Below are 18,071 nucleotides of genomic sequence, written 5' to 3' on the forward strand. Positions count from 1 at the left end.
CACGGAACATCCGACGTGGGATTATGGGTTAACAGGTTGTATACCGGTTTATCCACGGATTTTGTGGATAACTGGGAAGCTCTCAGTCAGGCAACTCGATCTTCCAGTAATCCATATTACGTACCCGGCCAACCACTTCCCAGTCCGGCTGCTGGGTACTGCTGACCTCCAGTCCGGAATAGGTGCAGGTAAACGTAAATAACCGTTTCTGGCCATGAACCGTTTTCCAGGCCAGAAACAGGCCGGGGCCCGGGCGAAGTTCCTTTTCCACGGTCAGCAGGGTACAACCGGGGAAGGACTCCACCATTTCCGGCATATAAAAAAAACGGTAAGCACTGGGCTGCCGGTAAGCATGGAAAGGACTGTTGAACAGGTCCGGCACTCTGGCAATCACGTCATAGAGGTCGCCTTCGGCAGGCACCACCATCACCTTGGTAAGCATGGTGGTCTGCTGCCAGGCATCCTCCCGGTGTACCACGGACTCATGATCATGGGGGTCACCCCGGCCTGTGGAAAACCACACAGGGCTCACCCCCAGGGTTCTGGTCAACACTTCAAGGTACTTCTGCGGGTTACCTATTTCACCCTTGGCCAGGCGATAGAGGTAATTCTGGTCAATACCGGATTTCCGGGCCAGTTTGGGAATACTGGCAATGCCTGCCAGTTCCATGGATTCTGCCAGTCTATCGGCAATGTCCGGGTGGTTCATAACGGGTAATCCTTAACAACCGGTATTGTTGCAGCCTGACAAACACGACCCACAGTTCCCGGTCACTCATCTCATCCAGTAGGGGGATAAAATTATCCAGCGCCCCATTGACCTTCCGTGAACTTAACCTGTCTGTTTCCTGTTGAGGCTTGCCAGTGCCGTCTGCTACAGCTGCTTCCAAATCTACGTCCATGTGACTGGGTTCCGTAATGTTTGAGAAGAAAACTGCCTGCCCAGAAACCATCCTAAACAGCACACATAAGGATTACAATACAAAAAATTGCATTTCTTTGCATATTTCAGCAATCATTACTCAAAAAAAGAACAGAGCACACCACTCAAGGTCGGTAAAAATCGGAATTACCAAATTCATTTGCCCACGGTTACTGATCGCTGTAACGTAGACTTTCAAGCCGTGAGAACCTTGAGGATTGATTGTCCATGCTGAAGAAAAAAACGATCAAAAAAACAGCGGAAACCGAAGTGACGTTTGAGTTCGCTCAACCGGGCATCAAGTCCGTGTCGCTGGTTGCGGACTTTAATCAGTGGCAACCGGTCACCATGAAATACCACAAAAAAGAAAACACCTTCCGGACCAAAGTAAAGCTGCCCGGCGACAAAGCCTTCTATTTCCGTTATCTGCTGGATGAGACCATCTGGGAGAACGATCATAACGCAGACGACTACGTGCCAAACCCTTACGGCAGTGATAACAGTGTGGTCTATACAAAACTCAGAAAGTAATACCCATCTAATTTATGCATGGTGGACTGAGCTGAAGGACAATCCCCTAAAGGGCATAAAGATAAAGTGACGGGTCATAGCACTAGCAATGGCGAGGAACTTTAACGAAGGGTTCGTTCAGCTCACCAGCGCAATAAGGTATTGCAGCTGTTTTCTCTACCAGCATTTAAGAGTGGTGCAGTGCAAAACACCCACACAGCCAGCTCCCACCATTGTTGAGGAAAAAAAGATGAATAATTATTACCTCTCTTTAGGTGCAGACCACCCCGATTACCCGGGCTATGTGCGGATTACTGCGCCCAGCCGCGATGATGCCCGCCAGTTAATGGAAGCCCATCATGGCCACGACTGGACCGGCTGTTTTGAAACCTTTGATGAGCTGGATACCCACCAGAGGGTTCAGCGGGACTACCTGATCTTTGACCACATGACCGGCGAGGCGCTTGCCTGGACTTGCCATATCTGCAAGGAGAAACGGCCCGACAGTAAAATAGAGGTCACTCAACGCACGTTGCTGGAGGCAGATAATGCACCGGTCTACAACGTCCGATACTGCATTGATAATGATGAATGCCAGAACTGTATTGATGCCTTTATTGAACAGCAGCGTGGAGTATTAAATTAAAAAGTCTTTCATGACGAAGCAGCAAATGGTAGCCAGAAGCAATTATGCGGTTCTGGCTACCACTGGCTGATCTGGAGGGTCACATCAGGAGTGCGCCCTTACGTCCTGGTGATCCTCCGCCCAAGCCAGAGCTTTCTGAAAAGCCGTATCGCCATATTGTGCTGAGCTGAAGCGACGGATCAGAGCACAGGATTTACGATTCCGCTTTTTCTGGGAGATATGTGCAAGCCAACCGGTTTGTCCGTCTTTCTGGGTGTATTTTTCGATGCTCATCATCACCGGCGATCTCCCTTTTGTGGCAATCATTGTTCGTCAGTGGCCTGCTTTCCGACGGTGCGCAATTATTCACCAGACGTGATCCAAAAACCTTGATAAGTATCAATACTTATTATCGACAGATTTGCGTTTCAGATGCTACTGAAATTTGGTCTGGTCAAAGAAGTTACGAGAAGCTTTATCCCATGGCAGTAGGAAGAAGTATGAGAAGTGTTTAAAGTGATGGGTATTGCCTCGTGTTAGCAGAAACCAAGACCATTAGTGGTGATGCACAACGCAAAACCCGACCCTGGCAAGCGACTGAAGGCACTGACAACCTCTACGAAAAAGGCTGAAGGGCAGACGGCCTACCTGCTCGACAAACCACAGGTCGTTGATGGTGATGGTGAATTCAAGACGGCGGTCGACCGCTCGATTCTGAACGCCATGGATACGCTGATGAGGTTAACGGTGACCGGGGAGCGCACAACCCTGCAGGAAGCCCAGGAGATCAGTAAGATTATTGATATCATGCTCGGGTCACGTGAAAAATATGAGCTGCCGTTAAGTCCGGATGCTATAGAGCATAATATAAAGAACAATGTGGCCATTATGATCAAGTCGACCGTGGCCAACTCCCTGGAAATCAGCATGAAAGAGACCTATGTCGCCAGTGACGAGGATCTGTCCAGGTTTCAGCTGATGGACAACCTGAAAAAGAGCCTGACTGACCCGGCTGTCACTGAGAAAACCATGATGGCAGGTACCAGTGCGCAAGCGTACCGCCACCTGCTTACCGCCAAGTCCTACCGACTGGACTCGGATATGGCGAAATTAAGGAGGGATGTTGCTTCTGAAACATTGATGGCGCTGGAAATGGCGGCTGATTTGCAGTTGAGAAATTAGGATAGTCAGAGGCTATGTAGCGATTTGTGTGAGGTGTAGATGAATGTCAGAGAGCTCATGAAATCCTTACAGGACTTCACGAACACTCTGACAAAATGGTTTAGGCTAATCTTGGTCCCCGTGGAGAAACCCCCCTTCTCCGTATGCCCAGGTCGTGAAAATGAAGTTGATAAGTCCGAATCCAGCGCACAATGCCAAAAACTGCGGGAAAATAGAATTTATAGTGTCTTCCCAATCTTCGGCAAACCATTTAATTGGAAGATAAACATTATTCAGCGCATCCAAAACCGTATACCCCCCAAAAAGCACTGTCTCATAACCAAGATCTCTCAGGATGGATGCTATAGGCTCTATCAAAAAATGAAGAACCTGCCCGTAGCCTGTTATAAACAGGGCAAAAAACAAGGGGAACCAAAGACAGTACGTCCAAAATGACAAAAGGTAGCCCAAAATCGGTATATTTTTTATAAGCCAGCCATTGACATGGCTGTTTGCTTTAAAGAATGGCATCGAAGTCCGTACAATAGGGTAAAAAACGACCAGTGCAACGAACTGAATAACCTGCAGCAACCCCAACAGTAGATTTCCTAGAAAGTTCATAGAGAGAGCCCCCTTATCATAATATTAGCTTCTGCCTAGCCGGAAAGGCTAGGTAGAGCCTTTGATTTTTAGTGCTGCGTCAGGCAGTAGCAGGATGGTATGAATACTGGCGATCGCTCTTTGGTTTTAGGATCACAATCGCCTCAAGTAGTCTATCTGATGATAGTTCCATTTTTGTCTAGAACCATATAAAACAAGACGCGGATAATCGTCAGGTAGCCCAGAAGATTTACGTATAATCCAAACAGAGAATCCACTCTCATCTTAGCCAATTCCACAAATTGTGATGCAATCTCTATAATTGTCACAGGAATCCGTCGTACCCAGTGGTAAAACTCATAAGACAGAAGCGAAATTGCATCCGAACCTATCTCCCGGTGAGCTCCCGCCCTCTCACCCAAAAGATCACCGATAGATGGAGTGAAATTCTGTATAGCCTCCACTGGAAAATGAAGAGAGTAGCCATACAGCAAGGTCCAAAACACCAAAAACACAGGAACCCAAATAAATGGAGTCAAAAGCATTAGTAAAGCGCCCACGGGTCCAAGGTGTCGGCAAAGCCAGGCATCAACACGCGAATTAGCGGTAATAAAGGGGATGCTTGAGAGCCATACAGGCATAAGTGCAAGCAGAATCAGGGAGAACGTTGCGCGAAAAGGCCACGTCAAAACTGAGATTAGAGTATTCATTAATGAATTCTTTTTTATTATTTGAGATAACATTGCCGTTACGCACTAACTTTGCGAGCCCACTATAAGGCTGGAGGAGCCGAACATGGATGGCAACTAGCTTCCTTGGTTGATATCTGAGGTTTCAGGCGTATCGCCCTGCAGCATCTCGATTCTACGGCGACAAAAGGGGCGTTTTATTTTATCGTTCATGTATGTTCTGAAATCAATACTGTGATTCTTAGCAATATTGTAATTTATCTGAATATAGACAGCGAAAAGGCCTATCAGGATATGAATAACACTAATATCCATGGTTCTCTCTTCCTCCTTCTTCTTCTGTTATTATTATGCTTTATCCTTCTCGATTAAAAATATAACAACAAATTATTCTAGATGCACTGGGATATTCTTGAGTTCATTAGCGACAGTTCACGCTATTGACTGCCTGGATGCATCGAGCAGACTGAGCCTTATAACTGGCTAGAATTATCATCACGGGGAAAAGTCATACGGGAAACCAGGGTCGGGTCTTGATTGTTGCACCCATTAAAAATATTAACGGACTTATGATCTGACCGTTTCGCCTCCGTAAGAGGCGGTATTTTAGCGTGTCATTTGTAATACGACATAAACCGTATTTGCAAAAAAAACGGACCCTAAAGCCCGTGAGATAAGATTTTCTCTGCAAAATTCACAGTGTGTAAACTGTGTCACGGAACAGCGTTCACTTGGAACGGTGCCTCATCCGTGAGGACGGGTGTATCCTATTGAAAACAGCAGTCCTTCGGAACTGGTAGTAGCACCTAAAATGGTGCGACCAAGACCTTGTTGACAGTTATCTATCGGAACGGATGCTGCTTTTTATTTCTGGTAACGCTTCACAGCATTAGTGGCGATCTGGTTAATCTGCTGGTTCAGCCGGTCGAGCCTTTCCCGTTTGGTATGACGATCCATGATCCGGTCTTCCATCACCTTGCGGACTTCCCTGCGCAGCTTGCTGATCTCCCGGCTGGCCTTGTTGAGCCCGGTCTTGTTTTTCAGTCTGGCACTGGCTGACTGTTCCAGCTCTTTAGCTCGCTGGGTTTCCCCGGTTTCCTGGTAGTGTTTGATGGACGAAGCAATGGCATTCACCTCCTTGTTCACCTCATACAGCTCGTTGGTGTAACGGGTGCTGCCTTTGATGCGATCACCAAAGAACGAACCCACCACCGGGTAGTCCTGTTTGTTCCATGCCGGCTTTTCCCCAGCACCGGTCAGGTGTCGGGTAACCGCATCGGTCACCGCCAGCGTTCCTGTGGCAAAGGCATTGAAATAGCCTTTCAACAGGTGCTCCAGCTTTTTTGGGGAGCGCATCCACTCCGGTGCGCCTTCGGGAAGGTACTGCACGAGTTCCTTTAGCGTCTCACTGGTGTACGGATCGTACTGGGCTTCCGGCTTCAGATGCTGCAAGCTCATGGGCACAATATCCCGGTCACGAAAGCGGTCACGGTTCTCACCTACCTCCCAGATCGGTTTGATAAATTGCGGTATGGGTGTGGATTCCAGGTTAAACATCGCCATTCCCAGAGTCAGCATGGCATCCTTTGTCCACTTGGCGTCTTCATGGCCCATCATGCCCTGCCACAGGAACTCCGGTATGGTGGCAAAGATATGCCCCACCTCGAACGGCTTGGGGATTCGGAAATGGCCGTCTTCTCCATCACCGATCCAGAAGTGGTGGTAGGCCACCTTTTCGTCGGTGCTGAGTTCCTTGTAACGGTCATCGTCTTCAAACAGTCGCACCAGCAACCAGGAGGCAAAGCCATACATCAGCCCCCGTGTCAGCACCTCACCGGAAAAGGCGCTCCAGTGCAGTTCATCACCGGGCTTCACGCCCCGCCACATCCGGTTCACACCCTGGAGTAAACTGTTGGTGAACTGGATGGATTGGGTCAGGAACCGGACAATGCCCCATTGCCCCTTGCGGGTAAAGTTCATCACATCCAGCGATTGATAGGCGGCTTCCGCCGTAGACCCGCCTTCCTCCTTTACCCGTTCAAAAACGTGGAGCCGGTTGGAGTCCTCGAACCGGGCGCCGATGCTGTCCCAGAAGTCGATCAGTTTGCCGGGCGTGCTCAGAATGCGCTTCTGTGCCGCTGGGGATAGCTTCTTGCGGATGTTGTTATAGTTGCTGCGGTAGTGACCGCTGCTACTGCTGCCTCCCGCCATTTTCATCGCCCACAGGGAGTCATCCTCATCCAGTGATTTTCTGAAACCACGAATGGCACCGGCCAGCGGGTTCATACCCACCACCCTGCCGTTGACCTCCGGGGCAATATGCACTGCCGTGGATAGCGTATCCCGGGTCAGGTTGCGGAACCAGTAAGCAGGCATCGCCGTGACCCCGCGCCGGACTATTTGGCTGGGAATACCGACCAGTTTCATAAAGCCGCTGTGCAGCTCTGGCCCGATATCCTGAATGGAGGCCAGCAGCAATGGATCATCCACCGCGTAGGTTTCCAGCTTGCCATCGCGTGAGACACTGGTGGTCCCTTTCAGGGTTTCGTATTTGGCCATCAGCGACTTCCAGCCGCGCATCTGCGTTGGGGTCAGATCGGTACTCACGCCGATTCCCTGAAGAGCTGCCTTTACATCGTCGTCCGTAAAGGTAATGGCACTCTTTATTTTTTCCACGGCACCCAGTTGCAGGGCATTGTCGATCACCCGTTGCTGGGCGATGTTTTTCAGGGCCGCATCGAGCATGGAACGGGTATTGCGCACCATCGCTTCCAGCGGGGCGACCTTTTCTACACCACCTTTCAGCCGTTGAATGCCGGAGGTCTGGCCGCCGAGTCCTTTTTTCGGCCGGAGGAATCGCTGGTTCTCTTCCTGGTATTCCAGGTCGTGTATCCGGTTGAACGGGATGTAGTCGCCGGTATCAAACAGCTTGCGCTGTTCCCTGTCGAGGGTGCCGGCAGCTTCCATAAAGTCCAGCAGATCACGGTTGTGCTGCTGGTAATCGTCCATCACCTGCTTGAACCGCTTCGCCAGTTCCGGCTGGGTATGCACCCAGTTCTGAATGATGTCGATCTTTTTCTGGTCGTACAGGTTTTCCCGGTTCTGCTGGCTCAGTTCCTTGCCCAGCTTCAGGTCTTTCTCCATCTGCCTGCGGTCACGGTTCCAACCGGTACGGCCACCGGGATATTCATCCGGTGCCGTGGCATCCAGCGTCTCTTTCATGGCCTGCCCCTGAGCCAGCAACTGATTGCCTTTGGCCCTGGCCACTTTGTCTTCCTCCATAATTCGCTGCGCACGGTGGCTGCCTTCGTAAACCTCCCAGATGGCCAGCTCATCACGCTCGGTGACCGGCTTCAGCAGTTCAAACAATCCTTTGCTGCCCGGCTTGATAACAATGCTGCCCTCTTTCAGCATCGGGGTGCCTTTATGGAAGGTGGCATCGGTCACGTTATCGAGATTGCGGGCCAGGTAAACGGCTTTGCTGGCAGACACCGTTGCGTCCATCAGCTTGCCATCGTTCAGCAGCTTCTCCTGCTGTTCAATAATGGCGGCATCGGTGAATACGCCCTGATTGATATGGAGTAAACCGCGCTTGATATGCTCTTTCAGCGGTTTAGCCTCCCACCACTCCCGCAACCGGTCGTGCCACGGCTTTGGGGCAATGCCACCGTGAATGTCGTTGATCACGGACTGCACATCGTCAGGGAGATCTTTCAGAGCGTAGCGGGGAGCGTTGTCTGGCTTGGACTTCTTATCCTGCGACTTACCCTGTTTTTTGTCCTTCAGTTCATCCTTTTTCAATGCAAAGAGCGGCTGACCATCCTTCAGCACAGACTCTTTCATCTTGTCGGTGACGGTCACCGACCAGACTTTATCGGGCTTGGTGTCATAGGGGTACTGCGAACCGTTGAAATGGATCTCGACAGGCTCCAGCGTTGCCCCCCACTTTTTGGTGTACTTCTTCATATAGTTGGCCAGGCGCTTGTCGTAGAACTCCCGCATCCCCCTGGCACCATCGCCCATCAGCTCGTCCAGATTCTCCAGGGTAAAGTCGGAGGTGTGCTCGGCGAATACCGCCCGATCAATGTCTTGATTGGCTCCATCTTGTGAGTCGAAATAGAGCCGCGAGCCATTGGACATATACAGTGCCTCACCATTGGCATCCCGGATAAACCAGCGGTTCTGCTGATCGTCGTTATCCTGCTCGGTGGACCATTGGCTGCGCTCCTCTTTCAGGGATTCATAAAGGGAGTGGCTGTCCTCTCGTATTTTCGCTCCCAGACGATGCCCCACATAAGCGTCCAGCCGCTCTTCCGCAATGTGCTCTCTGCGGTTGCTGCCGTTTCTGTTTTTGATCGTTAAGGTGACATGGGTCAGTCGGCCTTCGTGGGTAAACTGGGGGGATACTTTCATCTGCTCTACCACCTGCCCGAGACTCGGATACCGTTCCACCTGCTGTGCCGCACTGCTCCAGGCGATCCGGTCAAAGCCGTTTTCGGCAGCGTGGCGGATCATCCGTTTCATCACCAGGTTTGGCCAGCTCTCTTTCAGGGGCGCATTAGGTACCTGACGGTAGAACCGGTGTTTGTCGGTATCGAAAAGTGACTGTCGTTCATCTCGCAGTGCTTTCAGCTGGGCTTCGGCATCCACCCACTGCTGGAAATGGTTTTCTACATTGTCAGCAACCGTGGTCAATTCGTTATTCAGCCGATCAACCTGCGTCTGATCTTCGGCCTGCTCTGCCTGTTTGAGCTGACGGGTAAGGTCATCACGCAGGGCACCGGTTTCAGCATGCTGTTTGCCAAACTCATCCCGTTGTTTTACGACAGCCCGAATCTTGTCATCGACTGCATTTATCCGGGCATTGCGCTGCTCTTGTTTACGTACCGACTCTGGCGTGCGGTAACCACTTTCCCGGCCTGCCTGATGCCAGTCGCTCTGCACTTCATCGATAAACAGAATCCGTTCATTACGACCACCAACGTTTTCATCAAAGGTCTGGAAGCGCACATGAGCCAGTACGTTTTCCGTCGTCCCCCAGTGGCTTTCGTCAAAGTCGTCCTGTCGCCATCGGGCAAAGGATTGATGCTCGCTGACGGCAGCCGCAATGGCCGAGGCCTCGGTGGCATGGCCGGTGGTGATCATGGTTTTGTCATCACCATTGTGGCGGTACAGCGTGTAATCCCGGAACGCCTGATTCCAGCCCACATCGTCCACCTTCATACCGGCGGGCATCATGCCCTGCGCCAGTGCCTTGGCTTCTTCTTCGGAAATGGGGCTCAGGTTCTTGTGATTCGGATCAGCGGGGAATACGTGGCTGTTGTTATCCAGCACCAATATCAGCTCCGAATACTCCTCTCCGCCCTGCATGGCATAATTGCGGTACTGAACGTCGGACTCATCCCGCAGCTCCGCTTCCAGGTCATTTCGCACATCCGACTCGTAGTCGTTCTCCCAGACTTCCAGCGCGGCGTCTTCCTTATCGGAATAACTGATGTGATCCCGTACCAGCGCCTTGTCGTCCACATTATCAACACTGTTATTGGCTTGCCATTGCGCTTCTTCGTGCAGGGCGGATTCGTCCAGATTGCCATCGTCATCCACCAGGGCGTCCACTTCATGGTCATCCAGCTCGCCCTGTTCAAACCGTTGCTTCAGTTCCTGATAGTGGAAGTCGTACTCATCCTCCCGAAGTGATTCCCGCGCATCATCCAGCAGGTGGGACAGCTCATCCAGTGAATAGCCGTGCTCGTAATCGCCAATTCGTTCGCTGATAAAGTGCTGCTGCTTTTCATAGACCCGCTCTTCCAGCTCCTGTTCATCGAACGCATCAACACTGAGGTCTTCGTCGATCCGCACTTCATTCTGCCGGATAAAGTCCAGCACCTCGGCACGGGTCAGCTTCTCACCCTTTTTGTCCGCCAGCCACAGGTCAAGGCCCAGCCACTGGACTTCCTCGTCCTGCACGTTGTTGCCTTTCTTGATGGCATTCAGCCAGCTCTGGGCAGGCAGCTTGTCGGACTTCACGGCAGCGGCACTGCGCTCCACTGCGGAGTAGAAGGTCGGGGCTATGCCTGCATCGCTGTAGCGATTCCCCTTAGCGTTACCGGCATTCAGGTTACCATTGCGCTTCAAATGACCACGGGCCGCACTCAGCAATTCCACCGCATCGGCTTCTGTCCATTGAATAACGGGGAACAAACGGCGCAGGGCGTTGCGGATCATGCTGACGATTTTGGTCAGCAGGCCGTTCTTCGGGTCTTTCTCGGCAAGGTGCGCGAGGTATTCCTCGGCAATGATCCGGTTGGCTTCTGCCTCGCTCTTGCCTTCGGTCTGCCGGGCGTACCGCTTGGCCAGAGCCGATTTCAGCCGGTCGTTCATGTCCCGGTGGATTTCATCCAGCACGGTATCGAGCCGTTTACCCAGCAGGCCACGGACGCCTTTATGACCCACCAGTTCATGGAGGACAGTGCGCACCGCCTCGCCGGTGGTGTCCAGATTGGCTGCGATCAGATAGGTATCGCCTGTCTCCGGGTCGAACATCCCCCGCACTCGGCCTTGTGCCTTGTCGCTGATCACCTTCTGGTAGAGGCTGTAGGGCAGTTCGGTTTCCGATTGCAGGACGTGGATGGCCTGCCCCAGCTTCTGCTCCAGCGGCTTCAGCTTCAGACGCAGCGGACCGGACTGGATGCCTTTAGCATTGGTGTCTTTGCGCAGGGCGTAGAAGGAACCCCGTTCGTTCAGGTCTGGGGTTCCTCTTTCGGCGGCAGACTGGTAGCTGCCGTCCTTGCCGGTAAAGTGGTCCAGTACCTTAATGCGGTCGCCCCGGTTGAAAAAGTTGATCAGGTTCCGGGTGCCTTTCGTGGCCAGTGGTGAGCCACTGCTTTTCAGGATGACCGACGAGCTGTTGGTGCTGTCCAGTGCTGTCATAATCCGGGCAGCCGCCGGGTTGTTGGTTGGATGCCGAAGGGTTTTCAGATCGTTGTCCGACAACAGCAGGACACCAGTAACATTGTATTTACTATCCAGCAGCACCACGGCATTGGGGCTGATGGTGTCCAGAAAAGGGCGAACCGCTTCCGGTGACCCGAAATTGATATGTGGCCGGTTATAGCGCAGCCGCCGTTCGGTAATGGGGAATGCCTTATTGCGAGCCATGCGTTTGGGCGCCACGGTGCCCATCAGCACCGTGCCATCAGCGTCCATGATTTTTGCATGGCCAGTGGTACCCACCACGGCATGACCCATATTCACCACGCCACTGCCGTCCAGCACTTCATTCAGGCTGTGGGTAATATGCACATCCGACATACTGGGCTCAGGATCACCGGAAGGATGGTTATGGGCAAACCAGACGCTTTTGGCATCGGGCGTAGCAACCACAGCACCGGCCAGTGTCCATGGGGATACGGAAGCAGAGGCTTTCTGCCCCTTGCTGTGCTTAATGACATTGATCACCTTGTCATTGCCATCGAGCACAATGGCGACCATTTCCTCCTGCGCCAGCTTGCGGATCGGGGCGATAAAGTGCGCAAGGTCATCGTAGGTGTGGATGGTATCGGTGCCAGCTCTGATGGTTCCCGTTTCAACGTGCTTAACCAGAACACGCTGGTTCTCGATGATCTGCTGTTTACGTTCGTCACCGGAGAGGTCTGGGGAGGCGAACAGGTCTTTCTGACCGGCATCTTCCAGATCGGATTTTTTGCTGCGACGCTTACGTTCTTCTATTTCTCCTCCTTCGCCTTCTCCGACCCGGTAGCGTCCGGTTCCCTCATCAATTTGTCGAACTCCAATTGTGCCTTCAGCTTCCTGTCCCTGGCCGCCTGCATCTGTTGCTTCTGTTCGGGTGTCAGCAGATGCCCGTAGCGCAGATCGGATTTTGCCCAGGTTTCCAAGCAGCTCTGCCGCGCTCGCTTTGCCACCGAATCGGTCAGGGTCATTCTCTATCTCCTCTTTCAGCCGTTGCAGATGTTTATCGTGGGTGGCTTCCGTGGCGGCTTTCATCACCTGGCGGGTGACATTGCCGTGGAAGCAGCCCATACCACCGTATTGATCGCAGGAAGTGCAGTTGAAGTTCTTCTTCGGATCGGTGGGGTGCTTGATCTTTTTCCAGCCACCATCGACAGGGCATACCCGCTTCATGGCATCCAGCCCGAGCATACGACGCAGGGTGGCTTTATCGCCCAGGACTCGCTGACCGTGTTTAATGGGCAGAATCACCAGTATCCGGTCAAGGTTGGCGCGAACGAAGTCTATGCCATTCTGCTGACCGTCAAACACCACTGCCAGAGGCAGCTCCGGGTGCTGTGCGGCCAGTTCAAAGTTGCTGTTGTCCACCGACAGTGCCCGCCAGTTCTGTTCTGGCACCTGCTTCAGGAACTCCGGATTCTTGCTGAAGATCTGGAGCCGGATACCCTCCTTGTTCATGGTTCGGATAAAGGGCAGCCATGCCATGGAGCCATCACCCATATCAAACAGACGCAGGGCTTTATTCTGGTAAAACTCCGGAGTGCCTTTGTAATCGTTGGCCGCAATCCGGGCGGTTCTGACCGGGTCTTTCTCCACTGCCCAGTTCACAATTTCCGATTTAATGATGGGATTACTGAACCGGTAATTGCCTTTGGTCGCATAACAGAAGGAAGCACAGTCACGGCTGGGCATACAATCGACAAAGCTGCCGTTGATGCTGTTCTCCGGTTTTCCGGCATGCCCCATGACATCCTCTGTGTGCAGGTAACGCCAGAGTCCGGGTTCGCCATGATCTTTCAGCGCTTTGAGGATCGAGGCGTTATCTTTCCGGGACAACAGCGACTGGTAATCCACCTCCCGCCCAGCCACCAGGTCATCGATGGTCTGGCGAATCAGCATGGACTGCACAGTCTTCCTTGCCCAGGGTGTATCCGCCAGCTTCTTCAGCCGCTGGACAATGCCCTGCTTGTCAGACCGGCCATCCAAATACCGCTTGATGGCTGCCCGTTCCGCACCGCCCAGACTCTTGATCCCAGGCACCGAGTAGTGAGGCGCATTACGGCTATTGTACCAGTCGCGCTTTCTATGCCCTTCGGGTGCCTGGCGCTTTGTGGCACTTCCCCCATCCTGGGGGTCGTATTGAGCCTTGTCTTCCTCAATCCCGGCAAAGTCATCGTCGGTCCATTCATCGCTATCGAGCGTGTCGTCGGGGCGGCCTCCCGCATCAACGGCATCCAGCAGATCGTACCAGTCGCGCTCCCGGCGCTTGGTGGCACTTCCCCCGTCCTGGGGGTCGTCTACTTCGTCCCTTTTGGCTGTCTTTTCGGTTCCTGGGGCAGACTCAGTTGCTCGCTCCCCGGGTTCTCCCGGTACACTTTTTCCGTGGCCTCTTTCAGCAGCTTGAACAGGTCCGGTTTGCGGACCGGATTTCGGGTCGATGATCGGGGTGCTTTTCTCGCCATAGTTTTTCTCCAGTTGGTGGTTGGTCTGCTGGGTCAGATCGTCCAGTGTCGCCTTTGAGGTACCGAACATATCCCCATCGGCCTGCCCCTGCTTCTGAAGGTACTGTTCAATCTGGTTGGCCAGCTCACTGAGTGCCTGCCCTACCTGCTTGCTCTTATTCAGGTTGGCATCCAGCCAACGGGCGAACATTTCCGTTTCCGGGCTGAAGCTGTCCAGCAGGGAGCGTTGATCCAGAATCTCATCCACCGACTGACCACGGTTGCGGCTGTCCTGAAGGATGCGGCTGGCTTCAACCAGTGATTCGATCACACCATAGTTGCCCAGCTTCGGGTCCACTCCCTTAGCCCTGGCAAAGTGGGGAGCCGCCATGGCCAGTGACTTGATCAGGTTTTTCAGGTCAGGCTTGTCGTCCTCGGCAAACAGGCTGTTCAGCCGGTCATCGTCGTAGGCTTTCATAAACAGGGCTGACTCAACACGGTCGCGCATCTGCTTATTCCAGTTACCCTCTTTGGTCTTCAGCTCTCCGGCCTCATCACCGAGCCGGTCAGCGAATCGGGCAAGAAAGGTGTCGTTGCTGCGGTGCAGCAGATCGCCCGTGCCATCGGTATCAAAGTGGCTCAGGTCTTCCTGGGTAATGCGACTGGCGTCCAGCTTGGCTTTTTCAGCCGGAGACATCGTAGCGGTTTCCGGCTTGTTGGCCTCTTTGGTAAACGACACCCGATCTTCGGTATCGAGCTTGCCCTGCCGCTGGCGTACCAGTACCGGTTCTTTGAATCCATCCACATCCCTTGGCTTCAGGCCAAAGGCTTCAGCGTTGTCCTTAAGGTACTGGCGGTAAGCCGCTGACCGTTCAGGGTGGTTGCGGTAGGCTTTGCGAATCGCGGACACACGGCCATTGCCGCTTTCCACCACACGGTCACTGCCAATGATCGGCGCACCGCTGCTGGCCAGTGGGTTGGCACCGAGCTTCTTCGGGTTCAGCTTGCTGGCAATGCCCCTGATCTGGGTTTCACTGGCCTGCCTTGCCCGATCCCGTGGTTGCAGCTCTGCCGGGTATTGAGGGTTTACCTTGCCGGTGTCGTTATGGCTGGCAATCAGGTCGGACTGCTCATAGAGGGCATACCGGGTGCTGACTTCACGCTCATCGGCCATCACCGATTCGTCGGCCTTGCCCAGTACCGGCTTTTTTCCAGAAGGGGTTCCTGACTTCTGTTGCGCTGTCAGCCTCATCCCTTCCTGCTGCTGCCGCGCCTCGATGGCCTGCACTGCCCGTTCAAAGCGGATACCGTCCCCGCTTTCGACCATCGCCTTCAGGTTGGCCAGTGCCTCTTTCATGGAGGTCGGGGTAAAGCCTCGTCCACTTTTCCGGGCGTTCATTTCCAGCCTGCGCTGGTCTTCAATCAGCTTACGGACACGGCGTTTCTTGCTGTCGTCACCAAGCTGCCAGTTAAAGGAGCGGAATAACCGGTTCAGGCTGTTCATCCGTTCGGTGTAGCTGGCTAAATCCTGATCGGGGTTGCCGGTGTACTCTGGTGATCCGGGATGTTGGTTAGGGGCTTTGTCAATATTGTCTTGGCGGCGCTGTTGGCTATCCTGCTGTGCGATTTCAGGATCGGCAGCCACATTGCCATAGCGGTTGCCGGTAAAGTCGGCGGGTGGGTGATAGGGCAGAGCCTGTTGGCGGGGTTCGGCAGGCTGCTGCCGTTGCCGGTCTTCAGGTCGGCTGACAGACCGGTTCTTCCAATGATTACCCTGCGGTGCTGGCTGTTGGGCTTTCTGTTCAGGCTTACCCACTTTGCGGGTATCCATCGGACTGTTCCGGGGGGACTGGCCCTCTTGCCCGACAGTTCGGCCCTGCCACTGGCTCGGCTGCTCCATGTTATTAACTGGCTCAGCACTGTCTACAAAGCGTTTGCCAAACCGTGCTGCCTCTGCCGGATTACCCGGACCATTACGCTGCCACGCTGGCTGGTCATACTGGCTGAAGTCCTGCCCTTCAAAAGCGGGATCAATGACTGGCTCCGGTTCTGCCTGTGCCTGCGGTTGTTCCGGCGGCTGTGTTTCCCCCAACTCATGGAGCTGACTCTCCAACCCGGCAATGGCCAGCGAGTTCTGCCGCAGTTGCTCTTCCAGCATGGTCTGGTCAGCATGGGGCTCCTGCATCTGGTCTTGCAGGGTCTGATGCTGGCTCATCAAATCATTCAGTTTGTTCTGAAGGATGCTGACGGCTTCAGGGTTCCGAGTACGACCAAAACCACCGACAACACCGCCGACCGGACCACCAACAGCAAGACCGGTCAGTGCCTGATCCATGGCCTTATCAGTCAGACCAACATCCATACCCACCTGCTGCTGGCCATAGTTGGCTGCTACCTGCTGACCATAACCTTCACCAAACTCTTGAGCGCCTTCGGTAATCAACCCTTTTAGGACATTGGCACCACGGGTGCCGGTTGCGCCCAGGGCAAGCCCTTCCATGACGGGACCGGCAATCCCCATGGACACCGCACCCACACCGGCAGCCGGAGCAAAGGCTTCTTTGGCGGCTTCTTCTGCCAACAGGGCTTTGGCCTGCTCAAAAGGCTGGCGGGTATCGCCGCCTCCGGCCTGCTCGTAGGTCTGCTGGTAGAGCTCCTGGAACCTCGGCAGGTCTTTCAGTTGCTCATAGCCCAGTGCCATGATCTGGCTTTTGGCGTCCTCGGCACCGGCCCCGCCGATCATCAGGCCACCGGTTGCCCCGTAGCCCACGGCATGGCTGCCCTTGTCGATGACATTCGCCAATCCCTGCACACGTCTGGCATCTTCCAGACCGGTCACTGCTGCCGCTGCACCGGTCGCCTGAAGCCCTTTCATGCCCAGTGCCGACAACCCTTTACTGGCCACACCACCGGGTATCATGGACGGTGCCAGAGAGCCAACCCCGGAGGCAAACTGGAGGCCAAAACCGGCAGCGGTACTGCCCTCGGTCAGTCCATAACCCCCGTCGCCTTTGCGCTCGATACCAAAACCCTGCATCGCCTCCACACTGGACGGGGACATATTGTCGAGCTGTTCCTCGGATTTCTCCCGCAGCCAGTCACTGGCCGCATTATGCCCATTACCACCCACCAGACGACTTGCACCGGATACCAGGTCAGCCGCACCGGCATAACCGCCATGCCAGAGCGCATCCCACAGGTCACCGGCATAAGAGCTGTCCGGGTTACCCCTACGCCGGGTATGCTGATCAAACAGGGAACGGGCTTCCCGATGGTAGCCCTCCGGTATCTGGGGCTTGAGATAGTGCCGCCAGTACTGCTCCCGCAGCCGTTCCTGTTCCTGATCGTCCCCCTGCTGAAACATCGGGGTCGAGCTGAAATCATTCCAGTTCATCGAATCGTCCTTGAATAAACGCTACCTGCCACCCGCTACCCGCTGCCCGTAAAAGCGGGCCAGGTGCTTTGCGTGTCTTTTTCGGGAAGCGGGAGGCGGGAAGCGGTCTGTTATCGTCCGGCTGAGGGATGGAAGTGACGGAAGGTGCCGGGGGTGCGGTTCAATGGGTTGTAACCGGGATAGCCATAACCCTGCCCCTGCTTCGGCACTGCCGCATTGGGCGTTACCGGAGGGGGTGGTGGCGGTGTCATTACATCCCCGCCCCCCAATGCCTGCTTCAAAGCCGCCAGCGGGTCCTGCTGTTGTGGTTGCTGCTGCTGACCAAACAGATCAAACCCCAATGTTCGGTTCGGGGTTTCCTCCCCGGTGGTGACATAGCCCGGATTGCGCGGGCCATACTGTTTCATCAGTTGCCCGTAGTGATCCTGAATCGCTTCCGGTAGCTGGGCTTTCTGGTCTTTGGGTTTCAATCCTGATACATCGGCTTCGCCCTGAGACTGGGCGACTTCCTGTAGTTGCTCGATCAACTTGCCGGGATCATTGACCTTATTGCCCGGATCAAAGGTCTGTTTCTTCTGACCGGCAAAGTTATTCAGGTTGGAGAGGGAACTGAGGTAGAACTGCTTCACCGGGTTGCCATCGTCACCGAGCAGGCTGACCATCGGGTCTTCATTGCGGTCGCTGTGATTGAAGCGGATACCGCTGACGTTACTGGCCTTGATGCCGGGGTGCTGGTTGATAAACTCGATGGCGTCCTGAG

At 54.0% G+C, this 18,071-nt stretch carries 10 protein-coding genes; 3 read left to right on the forward strand and 7 right to left on the reverse strand.

Annotated elements, in window-relative coordinates; all coding sequences use genetic code 11:
* Nucleotides 1–82 precede the first annotated feature (82 nt).
* Both AK963_RS15325 and AK963_RS15330 read right to left on the reverse strand, forming a co-directional pair.
* Nucleotides 83–709 (reverse strand): helix-turn-helix domain-containing protein, encoded by a 627-nt coding sequence (locus AK963_RS15325; RefSeq protein ID WP_066016320.1) that lies wholly within the window; start codon nt 707–709, stop codon nt 83–85.
* Entirely contained in the window at nt 684–902 is a 219-nt protein-coding gene (locus AK963_RS15330) for a hypothetical protein (protein WP_066016321.1), read from the reverse strand. Before AK963_RS15330 ends, AK963_RS15325 begins: the two co-directional genes overlap by 26 nt.
* Before the next feature lie 248 nt (nt 903–1,150).
* Between AK963_RS15330 and AK963_RS15335 the strand changes: the two genes are divergently transcribed.
* Together AK963_RS15335 and AK963_RS15340 are read left to right on the forward strand one after the other, a co-directional pair.
* Entirely contained in the window at nt 1,151–1,453 is a 303-nt protein-coding gene (locus AK963_RS15335; protein ID WP_066016322.1) for an isoamylase early set domain-containing protein, read from the forward strand.
* Between the two features lie 229 nt (nt 1,454–1,682).
* On the forward strand, nt 1,683–2,078 hold the full coding sequence (locus tag AK963_RS15340) for a hypothetical protein (RefSeq protein WP_139117435.1): 396 nt from the start codon (nt 1,683–1,685) through the stop codon (nt 2,076–2,078).
* Nucleotides 2,079–2,162: 84 nt separating this feature from the next.
* Here AK963_RS15340 and AK963_RS15345 read toward each other — a convergent pair whose 3' ends face one another.
* Nucleotides 2,163–2,354 carry a hypothetical protein gene (locus tag AK963_RS15345; RefSeq protein WP_066016324.1) on the reverse strand — a complete coding sequence of 64 codons (192 nt, stop codon included), beginning with the start codon at nt 2,352–2,354 and terminating at the stop codon, nt 2,163–2,165.
* Nucleotides 2,355–2,618: 264 nt separating this feature from the next.
* Between AK963_RS15345 and AK963_RS15350 the strand changes: the two genes are divergently transcribed.
* Nucleotides 2,619–3,239, forward strand: a complete 621-nt coding sequence (locus tag AK963_RS15350) for a hypothetical protein (RefSeq protein ID WP_238593745.1) — start codon at nt 2,619–2,621, stop codon at nt 3,237–3,239.
* Between the two features lie 105 nt (nt 3,240–3,344).
* On the opposite strand, the gene AK963_RS15355 is transcribed toward AK963_RS15350, so the two are convergent.
* From AK963_RS15355 to AK963_RS33290, 4 genes are all read right to left on the reverse strand, one after another.
* The gene (locus AK963_RS15355; protein ID WP_066016326.1) at nt 3,345–3,839 is read right to left on the reverse strand and encodes a hypothetical protein; all 495 of its coding nucleotides are present in this window, start codon (nt 3,837–3,839) and stop codon (nt 3,345–3,347) included.
* A gap of 152 nt (nt 3,840–3,991) precedes the next feature.
* A complete protein-coding gene (locus AK963_RS15360; RefSeq protein WP_066016327.1) occupies nt 3,992–4,528 on the reverse strand; it encodes a hypothetical protein in 537 nt (178 codons plus the stop codon).
* 843 nt (nt 4,529–5,371) lie between these two features.
* Nucleotides 5,372–17,311 (reverse strand): LPD38 domain-containing protein, encoded by an 11,940-nt coding sequence (locus AK963_RS15370; RefSeq protein WP_066016329.1) that lies wholly within the window; start codon nt 17,309–17,311, stop codon nt 5,372–5,374.
* 110 nt (nt 17,312–17,421) lie between these two features.
* On the reverse strand, nt 17,422–18,071 hold a 650-nt coding region (locus AK963_RS33290; RefSeq protein WP_202969793.1), incomplete at its 5' end, for a hypothetical protein.

Source organism: Endozoicomonas atrinae, assembly GCF_001647025.1.
GTDB lineage: Bacteria > Pseudomonadota > Gammaproteobacteria > Pseudomonadales > Endozoicomonadaceae > Endozoicomonas > Endozoicomonas atrinae.